Raw genomic sequence first — 15,698 nt, forward strand, 5'->3', positions numbered from 1 at the left:
AGGGATTACTACAATGCTTACAATTTAATAAATATATTAATCTCTCAAGGAGTATGCAATGAATGCTACACAATTAATCAGCCGGCTGACGCAAACCGTCGGTGAAAAATACATCATCACAGACCCGGCAAAAACCGAACAATACCGTCAAGGCTACCGTTTTGGCGAAGGTAAGGCGCTGGCAGTTGTCCGTCCGGGTACAGTGTTGGAAATGTGGCAAATCTTGCAGGCGTGTGTTGAGGCTGATGTTATCGTGATTACGCAGGCCGCCAATACCGGTTTGACCGGCGGCTCGACTCCTGACGGCAATGATTATGACCGTGATATCGTGATTGTGAACACCATGCGTTTGAACATCATTCAGCCGATTAACAATAACGAACAGGTTGTCTGCCTGCCCGGTTCTACCCTGAATCAATTGGAGCTGCTGCTGAAACCTTTAGGCCGTGAGCCGCACTCCGTGATCGGTTCGTCCTGTATCGGCGCATCTGTATTGGGTGGCGTATGTAATAACTCCGGCGGTGCATTGGTACAGCGTGGCCCGGCTTATACGGAAATGGCGCTGTTTGCGCAAATTAACGAAGAGGGCAAACTGGAGCTGGTCAACCATTTGGGCATTGATTTGGGCGAAACCCCTGAAGAAATTTTGACCAACTTGCAAGGTTTCCATTATCAGCGAAAAGACATTACGCAAGATGCCGGCAAAGGGCATGACCATGCGTACTGCGATCATGTCCGCCAAGTGAATGAACCGACTGCCGCCCGTTTTAATGCCGACCCTGCGCGTCACTACGAAGCATCAGGTTGCGCGGGCAAGCTGATGGTGTTTGCCGTACGCTTGGATACTTTCCCGCAAGAAAAACAGACTGCCGTGTTCTATATCGGCACCAATGATATTAATGAGCTGACCGATATTCGTCGTGCCGCTTTGAGCGAGTTTAAAAACCTGCCTATTTCCGGTGAGTATATCCATCGTCATGCTTTTGATATTGCTGCCGTTTATGGTAAAGATACTTTTTATATCATCAAGACGTTCGGTACCCACCAACTTCCGAAACTGTTTGATCTGAAAGCCCGTGTGGATAGATTCAGCAAAAAGATAAGTTTCTTACCAAAACACTTCTCTGATAAATTCATGCAACTGATCAGTAAAATTTTGCCTGATCACTTGCCGAAATCTATGCGCAACTATCGGGATAAATATGAACATCACCTGATTTTAAAAATGGGTGGCGAGGGCGTAGAAGAAGCGCGTGCTTTCTTGAAGGAATATTTTGCAACCCATGGCGGCGCATTCTTCGAATGTAATGCCGAAGAAACGCAGGCGGCCATGCTGCATCGCTTTGCTGTGGCTTCTGCCGCGATCCGTTACCGTTCTGTACATGATGATGAAGTAGAGGATTTGGTTGCACTCGATATCGCCTTGCGTCGTGATGATCGTGATTGGTTTGAAACACTGCCGCCCGAAATTGACAATAAAATCATCCATAAATTGTATTACGGACATTTTATGTGTCATGTGTTCCATCAGGACTACATCATTAAAAAAGGCAACGACTGTATGGCTTTGGAACATGAAATGCTCCATCTGCTTGACCAACGCGGTGCGCAATATCCTGCCGAGCATAATGTCGGTCATCTGTATGAAGCCAAGCCCGAGCTGAAACAGTTCTATAAAAAACTCGACCCAACCAACAGCTTCAACCCCGGTATCGGTAAAACCAGTAAGAAGAAAAACTGGGCAGAATAAAGCATAGTTAAAATATAAGGCCGTCTGAATATTTCAGACGGCCTTTTTATATGTTTGCTTATCAAAACAGGTTACTGATGAAAATCAGCAGAATCACCAACGGCACGAGGTATTTCACATAGGCAAACCAGATATTGACGGTGGTATGGTTGCCTTTGTAGAGCAATTCGTCCTTCGCTTCATCTTTCATCACGAAGCCGACAAACAGCGCGGAGCCGAGCGCGGTCAGCATAAACAGGATATTGCCGCTGATATAGTCAAAGGCATCAAAAATGTTTTTACCAAACACGGAAATATCTTTCCATGGGCCGTAGCTCAAGATGGACGGGATGTTGCCGAAGATAAAAATACCTGCCAGTACGATGGTAATCGCAGCTGCGCGGCGGATTTTGGTTTTCTCCTGAATGGTTGTAATCAACACTTCATAAATCGTCAGCGAAGTCGTCAGCGCGGCAATCAGAAGCAGTGAGAAGAAAATCACTGCAAACACGGGGCCTGCCCACATATTGGAAAACACGATCGGCAGGCTTTGGAACACCAGCGTCGGGCCAGAATTCGGGGCAACGCCAAAACTGAAGAGGGAAGGGAAAATCATAAAGCCGGCCAACACGGCAATCAAAGTGTTGGTAATCGCGGTAATCACGGCCGTCTGAACCAGATTTTCGTTTTTATCCAGATAGCTGGATAACGTAATCATCACGCCGAAACCCAAGCTCAATGCGAAGAATACTTGTCCCAAAACGAAGACGAACAGTTCGGCTGTAATTTTGCTGAAGTCAGGTTTCAGATAGAAGGTAATGCCTTCCATTGCGCCCGGCAGGGTAACATTGCGCACAACCATGGCAATCAGGAATAAAAACAGCAAAGGCATCAGGTATTTTGCCGCTTTTTCAATACCGCCGATCACGCCTTTGACCAAGATCCATTGGTTTACGACCACAAATAGGAAGGTGTAAAAGGCAATTTCCCAAGGGCTGTTTTCGATGTGTTCGGTAAAGAAACTTTTGGTAACTTCGCCGGAAACAGGGCTGGAAATGTCCAAATTACCGCCGATAATATTGACGATGTAGCTGATAACCCAGCCGCCGAGCACCATGTAATAGGCCATGATGCCGAATGCGCCGAGCAGTCCCATCCAACCGACCAATTTCCAAACTTTGGCAACGGGTTTGCCATTCATTGTGCCGCCAAACGCATCCAGCGCGTTCACGCCTTTACGGCGGCCGATGACGTTTTCCACCAAAATCATCGGAATACCGATGACCAGCATGGCAATACAGAACAGAAACACATACGCGCCGCCGCCGTTTTCACCGACCAAATACGGGAAACGCCAAGTTGCGCCAAAGCCGACAGTCGCGCCGGCAACGGTAAGGATGTAAGTCAAACGGTTGGACCAGGTTTGACGGGGTTGATTGGAAGACATAAATACTCAGATGCATAAAAATAAAGACAACATTTTACCGCAAAGATTTAACGAATCTTGACTAAAGTCTAAAAAGAAAATTAGTTAAAAAAACCATGTAATGAAGAATTTTTAGTGGGTTTCTCTGGTTTGCTTGGTATTGAAACCTGCAAACAGAGAATTTGTCTGAAGCGATACGAATAATTGAAAGAGCCGTAACGATAAAGGCCGTCTGAAAAGTGGAATATGGGAAAGGGTTGTTGTGAGGAGATTGGATAGCACTAAGGTGTGCTTTCAAATATGCCGGCAACAAAGATGGTATTTATCTAAGGCTATCTAATAATATCCTGTAACCCTAGCTTGGATAGCCGATAGATTTTCGTTCTATAAAACGATTTGTCTGAAATTGGAACGGCACAGATTGATGCGGAAGAGACGAGAAAGAGAAAAGGGATAATGGCAAGTTAATGAGTGGGAGATGAGGTGTAGCAATGATGACTTCTTTAGATGAGAAAGGCCGTCTGAAAGTACATTCGTTTGGTTGCCAAATTTTAGATAAAAAAAACCATCTATACTAAGGGGAAAGTATAGATGGCCAAACACATTACGGGGAAAACGTCTTACTCACTTACTCACTTCTTTCGAAGCAAGTGTTACTCAGACAGGCGAATTATACAATAGTTCAGTCTTTACAGTGTTAAATTTTGTTAAATAAAAATAATAAGGTTTAGATATTTGATTTTAAATAAATAAAAAATCCATATTGTTTAAAAATTTATCGAAAAAATTTGGAATTTTTTTAGATTTGGATAAATTTCCATTCTCCTGCGGCCAAATCATCGACATTCCAGTCGTCGAATTTCTCACGGTGGAGTTGTTCGACACGATTGCCTGCGGCTGCAACCATGCGTTTGACCTGATGGTATTTACCCTCTGTAATGGTCATCATCAGTGTGGTTGGGTCGGCCAATACTGCTTCGGCTGCGGCGACAGTTTCATTATCGTCATGCAGGAGGACGCCGTTTTTCAGTGTAGCGCAAAGGCTATCGTCGGCAGGATGTTTCAAAGTGACGCGGTAGAGCTTCGGAACTTTGTGTTTGGGCGAGGTAACGCGGTGATTAAATTGCCCGTCGTTGGTAATCAGAATAATGCCGGTTGTGTCTGCATCCAAGCGGCCGACTGCCTGCATATCGATATTGCGCATGTGGTCGGGAAACAGACTGAAGATGCTTGGATATTGCTGGGGTTTGTGAGAAGTCTCGTAATCTGAAGGCTTATGAAGCAGAATGTAGAAATAGGGCATGGGGACGGCGGCAATTTCTTCGCCGTCAACAGACAGGGTGTGCACTTGAGACGGGTCGATATCGTCTTTGGCACGATTATAGATTTCGCCGTTGATGGCGATGCAGTCATTATCTATCAGCCATTGGCATTGCTTGCGGCTGCCGAGGCCTTGTGATTGGATGTATTTGAGCAGTTGCATGGTTGAAAAGTAGGAAATGTTCAGACGGCCTTTATTGTACTGGAAAACCGGTGTTTAGGTCGTCTGAAAAGTAGGGGCAAAAAAATCGCCCCTTTAAAATGTTAAGGGGCGCAAAAGGAACACAAACCACTACCAAAAACTGTTACAAGGCAAATTCTCCTATTTTATGTGTTGCCGGATAAAGTGCTTTCATCAAGTCATGTGGTGAAAGCGAGAAATCTTTACTGTTTGTCGTCAGACGTCCTTGCTGCGGCGTCAGCTCAAGCAATCTAGCGTTTGTCGACTGGATAAACTTGTTTTTCGTGCGCTGCATTTTTCTTTGCAGGGCAGAAACAACGCGGTTGTACAGACTGTCTTTTTGTTTGACTTCGCGTGTGCCGGCAACCCAGCTCAAGCGTGTATTGCCGTCTTCATCTTCAATCAGCAGGATGCCGGTTTCTGATTGGGGCGATTTGCCCATGCAAGGAAGCCAAACATAATATCGGCCATCTAAAGTAATGAATACTGCGTCATGTACTTCGCATTCGTCGCAACACTTGGTGGCGATCAAAGAGCGGATGGCTTGTTGGTGCAGTCTCAGAATATCAAGGGAGACTTGCTTAAAAATACTTTCGGGCATTTTCTTCTCCTTTCATTCTGTTGTGCGGTTGTTTTGTTTCGATGGGTTGTATTATACGGAGATTTTTTAAATTTGCAAATGATAATTGTTCCTATTATTTAATTTATAAGTAAGATATTCATTATTAAAGAAATTAAATTTAAAAAATTTTGTAGAAATTGGATTTTCTACTCAAAATTGGAGTAATAGATGGCCATTGGATGAAAAAAGAATAAAGGTCGTCTGAAAAAATCTAGCTATAAAAAGGGTATTTCAAAAGTAGCTAAAGTTTTGCTGACTATACATTTCAGACGGCCTTCAGTATGATTCAGGACGTTTTGATAATTGCAGAAACCACCAACCATGAGCCAACGTCAGATTATCCTCGATACGGAAACCACGGGCCTTTATCCTGAAAACGGCGACCGTCTGGTCGAATTTGCCGGCTTGGAAATGATTAATCGCCAAATGACCGACTCCAACCTTCATTTATATGTCCACCCGGAACGCGATATGCCGGAGGAAGCGGCGAAGGTGCATGGTTTGACGATTGAAGTATTGGAAGCGAAGAATGCGCCGCCGTTTGCACAAGTGGGTAAACAGATTGCCGACTTTATTCGTGGCGCAGAGCTGATTATCCATAATGCTAAGTTTGACGTCGGCTTCCTGAATATGGAATTCCGCCGCATGGGTTTGCCTTCTATTGAGGAACTGGGTTGTAAAGTAACCGACACACTGGCCATGGCGCGTGAAATGTTTCCGGGGCAAAAGGCAAGCTTGGATGCCTTGTGTAACCGTTTTTCCGTTGACCGCAGCAAACGTGTCTTGCACGGCGCGTTAATCGACTGCGAGCTTTTGGGTGAAGTCTATCTTGCCATGACGCGTCAGCAGTTTGACCTGATGGGCGGCGAGGCGGAAGAAGAGGGCGAAGTCAAACCAACCGTTATTGTCGAAACCAAACGTACGTCGCAGTTGAAAGTCATCAAAGCCGATGCGGACGAGCTGGCCGCGCATGAAAAATATTTGGACGATTTGGGCGAAGCGTGCGTATGGCGTAAGGCCGAAACTTCTGATGAGGCCGATGCCGGAGCGTCAGCATGATGCGTCGCAATATCGCTTTGATTCCTGCGGCCGGTGTCGGGGCGCGATTTGGCGCGGGAAAACCCAAACAATATGTTGAAATCAATGGTAAAACCGTATTGCAACACACCATAGAAATTTTTGAGCAACACCCACGCATAGATTTAATTGCCGTTATTCTTTCGCCGGAAGATTCGGTTTTTCAGACGGCCCTGTCTGAGAAAGTGCGTGTCTTCCGAGTGGGCGGTGCAAGTCGTGCCGAAACGGTACGCAACGGCGTATCTACTTTATTAGAACGAGGTTTGGCCGAGGCGCAAGACAATATCTTGGTTCATGATGCCGCGCGCTGTTGCCTGCCTGCCGAAGCGTTAACTCGTTTGCTTGATGAGGCAGGCGAGAATGACGAAGGCGGTATTCTGGCCATACCGGTGGCCGATACGCTCAAGCGGGCAGATGGCAGTCATCATATTGATGAAACCGTTGCACGCGCAGGATTATGGCAGGCGCAAACGCCGCAGCTTTTTCAGACGGCCTTATTAAATCGCGCCTTATCGGTTGATGATTTGAGTGAAATTACGGATGAAGCGTCAGCGGTTGAAAAACTGGGTATCCGGCCGCGCTTGGTGCAGGGCGATACGCGTAATTTAAAATTGACGCTGCCGCAAGATGAATACATTGTCAGATTGTTGCTCAAGGCCGTCTGAACAATCAAAACCCATTATTTAAGGAAACAATATGAATATCCGTGTCGGACAGGGCTACGATGTCCATCAGTTGGTTGAAGGGCGAGATTTGATACTCGGCGGCGTCAACATTCCGTTTGAAAAAGGCTTGCTGGGCCATTCCGATGCCGATGCGCTTTTGCATGCGATTACCGATGCCCTGTTGGGCGCGGCCGGTTTGGGCGATATCGGCAGCCATTTTCCTGATACTACCGCCGAGTTCAAAGATGCAGACAGCCGTGTGCTGTTGCGTGAGGCTTATCAAAGCGTGCAGGAGTTGGGTTGGAAGGTGGTTAATGTCGATACGACTGTGATTGCTCAAAAGCCAAAACTTGCGCCACATATTCCGGCCATGCGCGCCAATATTGCCGTAGATTTGGGTTTGCCTGAAAACTGCGTGAACATCAAGGGTAAAACCAACGAAAAACTTGGCTATCTGGGACGTATGGAAGCTATTGAAGCGCAAGCGGCAGTATTGCTGATTAAAGCCTAAGAGCTTAAAATTACTTTATTATTCAAACTGAAAGACTGACAACATGGCAACTCAAGACGAACTTAAACGTATTGCCGCCGAAAAAGCGGTGGAATTTGTTCCTGAAAACGAATACATCGGTATTGGTACCGGCTCTACCATCAACTTTTTTATCGAAGCTTTGGGTAAAAGCGGTAAGAAAATCAAGGGTGCCGTGTCTACTTCTAAAAAATCCAGCGAGCTTTTGGCAAAATACGAGATTCCAGAAGTTTCACTGAATGAAGTGATGGGTTTGGCAGTTTATGTTGACGGCGCAGACGAAGTTAACCATGCGCTGCAAATGATTAAAGGCGGCGGCGGTGCGCATTTGAACGAAAAAATCGTGGCCAGCGCATCCGATAAATTTGTCTGTATCGCTGATGAAAGCAAATACGTTTCCCGTTTGGGTAAATTCCCATTGCCGGTGGAAGTGGTTGAAAATGCCCGTTCGCTGGTGTCGCGCAAACTGCTTGCCATGGGCGGACAGCCTGAGTTGCGTGTCGGCTATACTACTTTCTATGGCAATCAAATCGTTGATGTTCACGGCCTCAATATTGACCAAGCCCTGAAAATGGAAGATGAAATCAACAAAATCACCGGCGTACTCGAAAACGGCATTTTTGCCCGCGATGCCGCCGATGTATTGGTTTTGGGAACGACAGAAGGTGCAAAAGTCATCCTGCCTTGTCAGGATTAATGAAGATTAATCAATCTTAAAGGCCGTCTGAAAGTGCATTAGGTCTTTCAGACGGCCTTCAATTTGGCAAAATATGCAAATCAGTAAAATTATAAAATGGTTGCCTGTTGTTTTATCCGTTTTGGGCGCACTTGGTTACAGCTCACGCGATACCGAGTTGATTCGTACAGGGGTAAGCGTTGCCGCAACATTGGCACAAGGCGACAATATCGGTTTGGAAAAGGTCAATGAATGGCTGGGAGAAAATGTCGTCAAAGCCACATCTGACACCAAAGCCGAAGCTAAACCCAAATCGGAACAAAAACAAAAGTCATCGAGGCAATCCTACACATACAACGGAAAAATCATCAAAATCCATGATGGCGATACCATGCACATTATCGATAGCGACGGCAGGAAACACAAAATCCGCATGGCCTATATCGATGCGCCGGAAATCAATCAGGCTTATGGTATGCAATCACGAGACAATCTGATTGATGCCGCATTAAATAAAAAAGCCAAAGTGCGCGTGTTTGAAGCCGACCATTACCAGCGCGAAGTCGCCCAAGTATCAGTCGGCACGATTGACCTGAATTTGATGCAGATAAGGAATGGCGCCGCATGGCATTATGAAAGTTATGCCAAAAAACAACAAAGTAAAACCGCCTACACCGACTATTCGGCCGCGCAAAAACAAGCCAAGGAAAAACGTAAAGGCTTATGGAAAAAAGATAATCCGCAAGCACCTTGGCAATTTCGCCGTCAAAATCACGAGCAGCAGAACGGCAATAAAAAGCAGTCTGATAAACAATGGTTTGGGATTTGGTAGGCTTTAAGAGGGGCCGTCTGAAAACTTTCAGACGGCCTTTAATCATTAAGGTTTAGTATAAGATAAGAATGAGTGGCAGGTTTCTGATTAGAAGGAGAAAGTTAGAAGGAGAAAGAAACAAAAGTGTGATGTAATATTTTTAAGAAGGGCAGATATGAAAAAAGACACCGTTAGCTGGTGTCTTTAGTATCTGGCAGAGAGGAAGGGATTCGAACCCTCGATACGCTATTCACGTATACACGCTTTCCAGGCGTGCGACTTAAACCACTCATCCACCTCTCTGTGGACTATTATCCTGACTTGTTATCAGAATAATGTAAAACTTGACTGATTGATTTATCAGTGGTGCCCAGGAGAAGACTCGAACTTCCACACCCGTGAGGATACTAGCACCTGAAGCTAGCGCGTCTACCAATTCCGCCACCTGGGCAATTTAAATTTTCTTAAGCAAAGAAGCACCAAATTATTTGGTGCCCAGGAGAAGACTCGAACTTCCACGCCCGTGAGGACACTAGCACCTGAAGCTAGCGCGTCTACCAATTCCGCCACCTGGGCTTTGCTTTATTCTTCAATTTAAGGTAGAGTTGACTACCTGAACTGCGAAGAAGCAGCTATTATATATTTTAAAAAAAGAATGTCAACTATCAAAATGAACAAAAATACTAAATCTTTAAATTTACGAGAAAAAGACCCATATTTGGAGCAGGAGAAACAACGTTACGCTCATCCGTTGCCCAGCCGTGAATGGGTCATTGAATTATTGGAACAAAAAGGTGTGCCGACAAAAATCGAAGCTTTGGCACATGAATTGTCGATTGCAGAAGATGAATATGAATTCTTCGAACGCCGTCTGAAAGCGATGGCGCGCGATGGTCAGGTGTTGATCAACCGACGTGGCGCGGTGTGTGCGGCAGAAAAATTGGCATTGGTTAAATGCCGTGTCGAGGCGCATAAAGACGGCTTTGGTTTTGCCGTGCCGCTAACGCCGACAGGCGAGGGCGATTTTGTTTTGTATGAGCGTCAGATGCGCGGCGTGATGCACGGGGATATTGTTACCGTTCGTCCTGCCGGTATCGACCGTAGAGGCCGTCGTGAAGGTACGGTTTTAGATGTGGTGGAGCGTGCGCAGTCTAAAGTGGTCGGCCGTTTTTATATGGATCGCGGCGTGGCTATTTTGGAGGCCGAAGATAAGCGTTTGAGCCAAAGTATCGTGTTAGAGCCTGAAAGCGTGGCGAACTTTAAACCGCAATCCGGCCAAGTGATTGTGGCTGAAATTGAGACGTATCCTGAAGCGCATCGTCCTGCAGTGGCTAAGCTGATTGAAGTGTTGGGCGATTATGCCGACAGCGGTATGGAAATCGAAATTGCTGTACGCAAGCACCATTTGCCTCATCAATTCAGCGAAGCATGTGTCAAAGCTGCGAAGAAAATTCCCGATCATGTGCGTAAAACTGACTTGAAAGGGCGCGTGGATTTACGCGATTTGCCTCTGGTAACCATTGACGGAGAAACTGCGCGGGACTTTGACGATGCGGTTTTTGCTGAAAAAGTCGGCCGCAATTACCGTTTGGTGGTGGCGATTGCAGATGTCAGCCATTATGTCCGTCCTGATGACGGAATTGATGTAGATGCTCAGGAACGCAGTACCAGTGTGTATTTCCCGCGCCGTGTGATTCCGATGTTGCCGGAGAAGTTGTCCAACGGCATCTGCTCGCTCAATCCTGATGTTGAACGCCTGTGTATGGTGTGCGATATGGTGATTACCTATGCCGGCAATATCAAGGAATACCGTTTCTATCCGGCAGTAATGCGTTCGCATGCGCGAATGACTTACAATCAAGTTTGGGATTGGATTTCAGACGGCCAGGATCATCCGTTTAAGCAGCAAATCGATACTCTGTATAAGTTATTTAAAATCTTGCAGAAAAAACGTTTTGAGCGTGGTGCGGTTGAGTTTGAGAGCGTTGAAACCCAGATGATTTTTGATGACAACGGTAAAATCGACAAGATTATTCCCGTTGTCCGCAATGATGCGCATAAGCTGATTGAAGAATGTATGTTGGCGGCGAATGTTTGCGCGGCAGAATTTTTGCTGAAAAACAAACATACGGCTTTGTTCCGCAATCACTTGGGCCCGACTCCTGAAAAACTGGCCACTTTACGCGAGCAGCTTGGTTTGTTGGGGCTGAGTTTGGGTGGCGGTGATAATCCGACGCCGAAAGACTATGCTGCGCTTGCCGAGCAATTTAAAAACCGTCCGGACGCGGAGCTGTTGCAAGTGATGATGTTGCGTTCTATGCAGCAGGCGGTTTATGAGCCGCATTGCGACGGTCATTTTGGTCTGGCTTATAGCGCATATACACACTTTACTTCGCCTATCCGTCGTTATCCCGATTTGACGGTCCATCGTGCCATCAAGGCTGTGTTGAATGGACAAACTTATCAACCCAATAAAACCTGGCAGGCTTTGGGCGTGCATACCTCGTTCTGTGAGCGCCGAGCCGATGATGCCAGCCGCGATGTGGAAAACTGGCTGAAAACTTATTATATGCGCGACAAAGTCGGCGAAGTTTTCAGTGGTAAGATTTCGGGCATGACCAGCTTCGGTATTTTTGTAACGTTGGACGATATTCATATCGACGGCTTGGTACATATCAGTGATTTGGGAGAGGATTATTTCAACTTCCGTCCTGAAATTATGGCGATTGAGGGTGAACGCAGCGGTGTCCGTTTCAATATGGGTGATACGGTCACTGTAAAAGTCGCGCGAGCCGATTTGGATACCAGCAAGATTGATTTGACCTTAATCAGCGGCGGTTCAGTCGGTAAGAAACGCGGCAGTAGAAAAGCGAAATCTGTGAGTAAGCCGATAGCTGCTGACAAGCCTGTCGAAAAGCGTAAGCGTAAACTTTCGGCTAAAGAAATTGATGAAGCGTTGGCTACTCCCGTGAAGGCAAAGAAGAGCAAGGTGAAAAGCAAACCTGCTTCCAAGCCAGCCAAGCCAAGCAAACCTAAAGCCGCAGGCAAGAAAAAAGCGCAGGCGAAAACAGCTTCCGTCAAAGCCGGGCGTAAAAATAATGCTCAAGGCAAAAGCGTGAAGATTAAAGTGAAGAAAGTAGCTAAGAAATAAGCTGTATTCAATTCAGGCCGTCTGAAAAGTTTCAGACGGCCTGAATTCGTGATTTTATGAATAAAACTAAGGATAAATAAGATGATAAAACTGTACGGTATTCCCAATTGTGATACGGTTAAAAAAGCGCGCAGTTGGTTGGCGGAAAACGGCATCGAGTTTGAGTTTGTAGATTTTAAGAAAAACGCCCCGACTGCCGAATTGATTGATGGCTGGCTGGGTCAGGCGGCTTTGGAAATTTTGCTCAATAAAAGAGGTACGACTTGGCGCAAGTTGGATAAAGATGCGCAAGAATCTGCCGCCACAAAAGAAGGTGCGATTGCTTTGATGGTGGAGAATCCGAGCATCATCAAGCGGCCTGTATTGGTCAAAGAAGGACAGGTTCATGTCGGATTTTCAGTAGAAGCGTATCAGGAAATTTTCGGATAAGGTATTTTTAGGTTTTTAGGCCGTCTGAAAAAGCAAGCCTCGAAAAAATACGTTACAATACGCGCTTTGAGCCTGTTTTCAGGATTTTAAGATTTTTGCGGCAGCATTTTTCGGCTGCCGCGCCAAACTTTTCTTTCGGATAAATATGTTCCATATTGTTGAAAAATATAAAACACCCGCCCAGATTGTTTTAGGTATCATCGGTCTGACCTTTATCGGATTTGGTGCCAATAATTTGTCTTCGCCGGGTTCTGATTACATTGTCAAAGTCGGGGATGAGAAGGTTAGCGAGCATGCTTTACAGATTGCGATACAAAATGAGCAGGCTGCCGGCAATAATGCGCCTTCGCGTGATGCGATATTCCAATCTTTATTGCAAAGAGCTTACCTGAAGCAGGGTGCCAAGCTGATGGGCATTGCTGTGTCTCAGGAACAAATCAAGCAAGTTATCGTGGATGATCCGAATTTCCATGATGCTTCCGGCAAATTCAGTCAGGATTTGCTCAAGAAGTATTTGGATCAGCGCAAAATGACAGAGGATCAGTTTGTTGAAGATATCCGCGAACAGTTCCAATTGCAAAACCTGTTGAATTTGGTGCAAAACGGTGCGTTGGTCAGCGATGCGCAAGCGCGTCAGTTAATTAACCTGACCCAAGCAACACGTACCATCCGTTCATTTACGTTCAGCCCTGAAGCATTTGCGACACAAGTAAAAGTAGATGATGCGGCTTTGCAAAAGTATTATGAAGCGCATAAGAAAGATTACTTGATTCCTCAAGCCGTTAAGCTGGAATATGTGGCTTTGAACATCAAAGATTTGGCTGACAAACAAACAGTCAGTGCAGAAGAAGTACAAAAAGCTTACGACAGTAAAAGCGTAGATTTGTCGCCAAGAGCCGAAATTGCGCATATTTTCATTCCGGTTATGCCTAACGGAGATGAAGCAAGCAATGCAGAAATTAAAGCCGAAGTGGATAAAATGGCTGCGGAGCTTAAAGCACATCCGGATTCGTTTGCCGAGCTGGCAGCCAAGTATTCCAAAGACTTGTCCAGCAGCAATAAAGGCGGCAATTTGGGTTATCTGAGCAAGAGCGGCGGCAGCGGCTTTGGGCCGGAATTTGATAAAGCGGCATTTGCATTGGGCAAAGGCGAAGTCAGCGATACCGTTAAATCGTCTTTGGGTTATCACGTCATTAAAGTTTTGAATGTCGAAGCTGAGCCGACTTTGGAACAAGCCAAAGCGCGTATCGAAGCAGCCTTAAAACTGAAAAAAGCAGCTTCTGCCTTTAATGCAGCTAAAGAAAAACTGGGTGAAGATACCTTCAATGATCCATCTTCTTTGGCAAAAGCAGCCGCCAATTCAGGCTTGAAAGTGGAAAGCCTGGATGAATGGGTGACCAAAGCGGGCGCGAAGGAAGCCGGCTTGCCTGAAGCATTGATTAATGCCGCGTTTAGTGATGATGTACTGAAGAAAAAACACAATTCTGAAGTGATCGCCATTAACAACGATACCGTTTGGGTCATTCGTGCGAAAGAAGTGCGTGAAGAGAAAATTGCACCATTTGCAGAAGTCAAAGATACTGTCCGTGCAGCATATCTGCGTTCTGAAGCTGCCAAACTGGCAGAGAAGAAAGCCCAAGAAACTTTGGCTGCGTTGAAAGCTGGTAAAGCTGCCGATGTTCAATGGTCGCCTGTTTCACAATTGAATGCGCAAGATGCACGCAAAACCATGTCTCCTGAAGCTTATGCGGCTTTGCTGAAAGCGCGCCCTGTCGGCGGTAAACCTGCGTACGCATTATTAGAAGGTATGCCTGCACCGGTGATTATGGAAGTTCAGAGCGTTTCTGCTCCTGAAAATGCCGATTCACAGATTCCGGCTGCCAAACAGGCTTTGGTTCAGCAGCTTTCTGCCAACGTGTTCGATAATTTACTCCAGTATTTGGGTAAAAAAATCGATCGTAAGCAAGGCGCACAGCAAGTTAATAATGCTGCCGAATAAGCAGAGTATTTGAGTAAGGCAGCCGGATGAATTCCGGCTGTTTTCTTATTTTTAGCTATCTTTTTAAAGGCCGTCTGAAATCATGAGTAAAAATCCTGATGCCTTTGTCCGCTTGATTAATGCATTAAAAATCCTGCCCAATGTCGGCCCGAAATCCGCTCAACGTATGGCTTACCAGCTTTTACAGTACAAACGCGAAGAAGCGCAGGAGTTGGTGGATGCTTTGCAGTTTGCTTTGAGACAGGTGCAGCATTGTCGGATGTGCAACACATTTTGCGAAGGCGATTTGTGTGAAATTTGTGCGGATGAAAAACGCGAGAAAAGTCGTTTGATGATTGTGCATATGCCGGCGGATGTCTCCAGTATGGAGGCTGCTAATTGTCATGATGGTCTGTATTTCGTTCTGATGGGGCAAGTCAGTCCGGCGCAGGGCATGGATATTTCGGCAGTAGCGTTAGATAAGCTGGTTGCCCGTTTGCAGGCGAGTGATATTGAGGAAATTATCATTGCAACCAACTTCACAGCCGAAGGCGATGCAACAGCGTATGTATTAGCGGAATTGTTTAAAAATCTTCCTTATAAAGTCAGCCGATTGGCAAGGGGAATCCCTTTGGGTGGTGAGATGGAATATGTGGATGCTGGTACTTTGGCTCAGGCTGTTTACGATAGAAGGAATATTCAATCTTAAATGGCAATATAAAAAGGCCGTCTGAAAGTTTTTCAGACGGCCTTTTCATTGATTAAATCAGATTATTTGCAACTGACGCCTTGAATTTGAGGCGTATCGCCGTTACCGACTTTGAATGCACATTTGGTTGCGCTGCTGCCGGATACGGTAACAACACCGTTTCCGCTGTTGAGGCTGACAGGTTCTTTTACGCCCATGCCGACAGCAGTAGCTGCCAGTTTTTGAACATCGGCGTCGGAGTAAGCGGTATTGTTTGAACTGATTTTGATTTCTTTGGCGGCATATGCATTGAGGCTGAATGATAAACCTACAGCTACGGATACGAGAGCCAAGAATTTTTTGCTGTTCATTAGTGTATTTCCTTTTTGATGGTGACAAAGTGTGTCACAGCTTCA

Annotated in this window: 14 protein-coding genes and 3 tRNA genes; 10 read left to right on the top strand and 7 right to left on the bottom strand. The window is 45.8% G+C overall.

The window, feature by feature from the left end:
* The first annotated feature begins 58 nt into the window (after positions 1 to 58).
* On the top strand, positions 59 to 1,750 hold the full coding sequence (gene dld, locus ACTHTS_RS04770) for a D-lactate dehydrogenase (protein ID WP_070748781.1): 1,692 nt from the start codon (positions 59 to 61) through the stop codon (positions 1,748 to 1,750).
* Between the two features lie 61 nt (positions 1,751 to 1,811).
* Here the strand turns inward: dld and ACTHTS_RS04775 are convergent, their stop codons facing one another.
* The 3 genes from ACTHTS_RS04775 to ACTHTS_RS04785 all read right to left on the bottom strand — a co-directional run bounded on the left by ACTHTS_RS04775 (position 1,812) and on the right by ACTHTS_RS04785 (position 5,257).
* A complete protein-coding gene (locus ACTHTS_RS04775; RefSeq protein ID WP_150537416.1) occupies positions 1,812 to 3,176 on the bottom strand; it encodes a sodium-dependent transporter in 1,365 nt (454 codons plus the stop codon).
* Between the two features lie 778 nt (positions 3,177 to 3,954).
* Positions 3,955 to 4,638, bottom strand: a complete 684-nt coding sequence (locus ACTHTS_RS04780) for a 16S rRNA pseudouridine(516) synthase (protein WP_440369357.1) — start codon at positions 4,636 to 4,638, stop codon at positions 3,955 to 3,957.
* Between the two features lie 142 nt (positions 4,639 to 4,780).
* Positions 4,781 to 5,257, bottom strand: coding sequence for a pyridoxamine 5'-phosphate oxidase family protein (locus tag ACTHTS_RS04785; RefSeq protein ID WP_440369358.1), 477 nt, complete (start codon positions 5,255 to 5,257; stop codon positions 4,781 to 4,783).
* A 342-nt stretch (positions 5,258 to 5,599) separates the two neighbouring features.
* Between ACTHTS_RS04785 and dnaQ the strand changes: the two genes are divergently transcribed.
* The 5 genes from dnaQ to ACTHTS_RS04810 all read left to right on the top strand — a co-directional run bounded on the left by dnaQ (position 5,600) and on the right by ACTHTS_RS04810 (position 9,057).
* Positions 5,600 to 6,337 carry a DNA polymerase III subunit epsilon gene (gene dnaQ / locus ACTHTS_RS04790; RefSeq protein WP_440369451.1) on the top strand — a complete coding sequence of 246 codons (738 nt, stop codon included), beginning with the start codon at positions 5,600 to 5,602 and terminating at the stop codon, positions 6,335 to 6,337.
* Positions 6,334 to 7,020 carry a 2-C-methyl-D-erythritol 4-phosphate cytidylyltransferase gene (gene ispD / locus ACTHTS_RS04795; protein ID WP_440369359.1) on the top strand — a complete coding sequence of 229 codons (687 nt, stop codon included), beginning with the start codon at positions 6,334 to 6,336 and terminating at the stop codon, positions 7,018 to 7,020. Before dnaQ ends, ispD begins: the two co-directional genes overlap by 4 nt.
* A gap of 31 nt (positions 7,021 to 7,051) precedes the next feature.
* Complete coding sequence (gene ispF, locus ACTHTS_RS04800; protein WP_440369360.1) at positions 7,052 to 7,531, top strand: 2-C-methyl-D-erythritol 2,4-cyclodiphosphate synthase; 480 nt, start codon at positions 7,052 to 7,054, stop codon at positions 7,529 to 7,531.
* Positions 7,532 to 7,574: 43 nt separating this feature from the next.
* Positions 7,575 to 8,246, top strand: coding sequence for a ribose-5-phosphate isomerase RpiA (gene rpiA / locus ACTHTS_RS04805; protein ID WP_440369361.1), 672 nt, complete (start codon positions 7,575 to 7,577; stop codon positions 8,244 to 8,246).
* A 73-nt stretch (positions 8,247 to 8,319) separates the two neighbouring features.
* Positions 8,320 to 9,057, top strand: a complete 738-nt coding sequence (locus tag ACTHTS_RS04810) for a thermonuclease family protein (protein WP_440369362.1) — start codon at positions 8,320 to 8,322, stop codon at positions 9,055 to 9,057.
* A gap of 191 nt (positions 9,058 to 9,248) precedes the next feature.
* Here ACTHTS_RS04810 and ACTHTS_RS04815 read toward each other — a convergent pair.
* The 3 genes from ACTHTS_RS04815 to ACTHTS_RS04825 all read right to left on the bottom strand — a co-directional run bounded on the left by ACTHTS_RS04815 (position 9,249) and on the right by ACTHTS_RS04825 (position 9,612).
* A tRNA-Ser gene (locus tag ACTHTS_RS04815) sits at positions 9,249 to 9,339 on the bottom strand.
* Positions 9,340 to 9,400: 61 nt separating this feature from the next.
* Positions 9,401 to 9,487 (bottom strand) — tRNA-Leu (locus ACTHTS_RS04820).
* Between the two features lie 38 nt (positions 9,488 to 9,525).
* Positions 9,526 to 9,612: transfer RNA gene (locus ACTHTS_RS04825), tRNA-Leu, on the bottom strand.
* A 79-nt stretch (positions 9,613 to 9,691) separates the two neighbouring features.
* Between ACTHTS_RS04825 and rnr the strand changes: the two genes are divergently transcribed.
* The 4 genes from rnr to recR all read left to right on the top strand — a co-directional run bounded on the left by rnr (position 9,692) and on the right by recR (position 15,303).
* Positions 9,692 to 12,187, top strand: coding sequence for a ribonuclease R (rnr, locus tag ACTHTS_RS04830; RefSeq protein ID WP_440369363.1), 2,496 nt, complete (start codon positions 9,692 to 9,694; stop codon positions 12,185 to 12,187).
* Positions 12,188 to 12,268: 81 nt separating this feature from the next.
* The gene (locus ACTHTS_RS04835; protein ID WP_004519737.1) at positions 12,269 to 12,616 is read left to right on the top strand and encodes an ArsC family reductase; all 348 of its coding nucleotides are present in this window, start codon (positions 12,269 to 12,271) and stop codon (positions 12,614 to 12,616) included.
* A 145-nt stretch (positions 12,617 to 12,761) separates the two neighbouring features.
* A complete protein-coding gene (locus ACTHTS_RS04840; protein ID WP_440369364.1) occupies positions 12,762 to 14,615 on the top strand; it encodes a SurA N-terminal domain-containing protein in 1,854 nt (617 codons plus the stop codon).
* An 82-nt stretch (positions 14,616 to 14,697) separates the two neighbouring features.
* Positions 14,698 to 15,303: a recombination mediator RecR gene (gene recR / locus ACTHTS_RS04845; protein WP_003679078.1), complete on the top strand. Its 606-nt coding sequence runs from the start codon at positions 14,698 to 14,700 to the stop codon at positions 15,301 to 15,303.
* 62 nt (positions 15,304 to 15,365) lie between these two features.
* Here recR and ACTHTS_RS04850 read toward each other — a convergent pair whose 3' ends face one another.
* Positions 15,366 to 15,653 (bottom strand): hypothetical protein, encoded by a 288-nt coding sequence (locus ACTHTS_RS04850; protein ID WP_070608287.1) that lies wholly within the window; start codon positions 15,651 to 15,653, stop codon positions 15,366 to 15,368.
* Between the last annotated feature and the right edge of the window lie 45 nt (positions 15,654 to 15,698).

It is taken from the genome of Neisseria sp. P0019.S003 (genome assembly GCF_051957115.1).
In the GTDB taxonomy this organism is placed as follows: domain Bacteria; phylum Pseudomonadota; class Gammaproteobacteria; order Burkholderiales; family Neisseriaceae; genus Neisseria; species Neisseria flavescens_D.

Coding starts and splice junctions, on each gene's coding strand:
- dld (WP_070748781.1), top strand. CDS start 59: ATGAATGCTACACAATTAATCAGCCGGCTGACGCAAACCGTCGGTGAA.
- ACTHTS_RS04775 (WP_150537416.1), bottom strand. CDS start 3,176: ATGTCTTCCAATCAACCCCGTCAAACCTGGTCCAACCGTTTGACTTAC.
- ACTHTS_RS04780 (WP_440369357.1), bottom strand. CDS start 4,638: ATGCAACTGCTCAAATACATCCAATCACAAGGCCTCGGCAGCCGCAAG.
- ACTHTS_RS04785 (WP_440369358.1), bottom strand. CDS start 5,257: ATGCCCGAAAGTATTTTTAAGCAAGTCTCCCTTGATATTCTGAGACTG.
- dnaQ (WP_440369451.1), top strand. CDS start 5,600: ATGAGCCAACGTCAGATTATCCTCGATACGGAAACCACGGGCCTTTAT.
- ispD (WP_440369359.1), top strand. CDS start 6,334: ATGATGCGTCGCAATATCGCTTTGATTCCTGCGGCCGGTGTCGGGGCG.
- ispF (WP_440369360.1), top strand. CDS start 7,052: ATGAATATCCGTGTCGGACAGGGCTACGATGTCCATCAGTTGGTTGAA.
- rpiA (WP_440369361.1), top strand. CDS start 7,575: ATGGCAACTCAAGACGAACTTAAACGTATTGCCGCCGAAAAAGCGGTG.
- ACTHTS_RS04810 (WP_440369362.1), top strand. CDS start 8,320: ATGCAAATCAGTAAAATTATAAAATGGTTGCCTGTTGTTTTATCCGTT.
- rnr (WP_440369363.1), top strand. CDS start 9,692: ATGTCAACTATCAAAATGAACAAAAATACTAAATCTTTAAATTTACGA.
- ACTHTS_RS04835 (WP_004519737.1), top strand. CDS start 12,269: ATGATAAAACTGTACGGTATTCCCAATTGTGATACGGTTAAAAAAGCG.
- ACTHTS_RS04840 (WP_440369364.1), top strand. CDS start 12,762: ATGTTCCATATTGTTGAAAAATATAAAACACCCGCCCAGATTGTTTTA.
- recR (WP_003679078.1), top strand. CDS start 14,698: ATGAGTAAAAATCCTGATGCCTTTGTCCGCTTGATTAATGCATTAAAA.
- ACTHTS_RS04850 (WP_070608287.1), bottom strand. CDS start 15,653: ATGAACAGCAAAAAATTCTTGGCTCTCGTATCCGTAGCTGTAGGTTTA.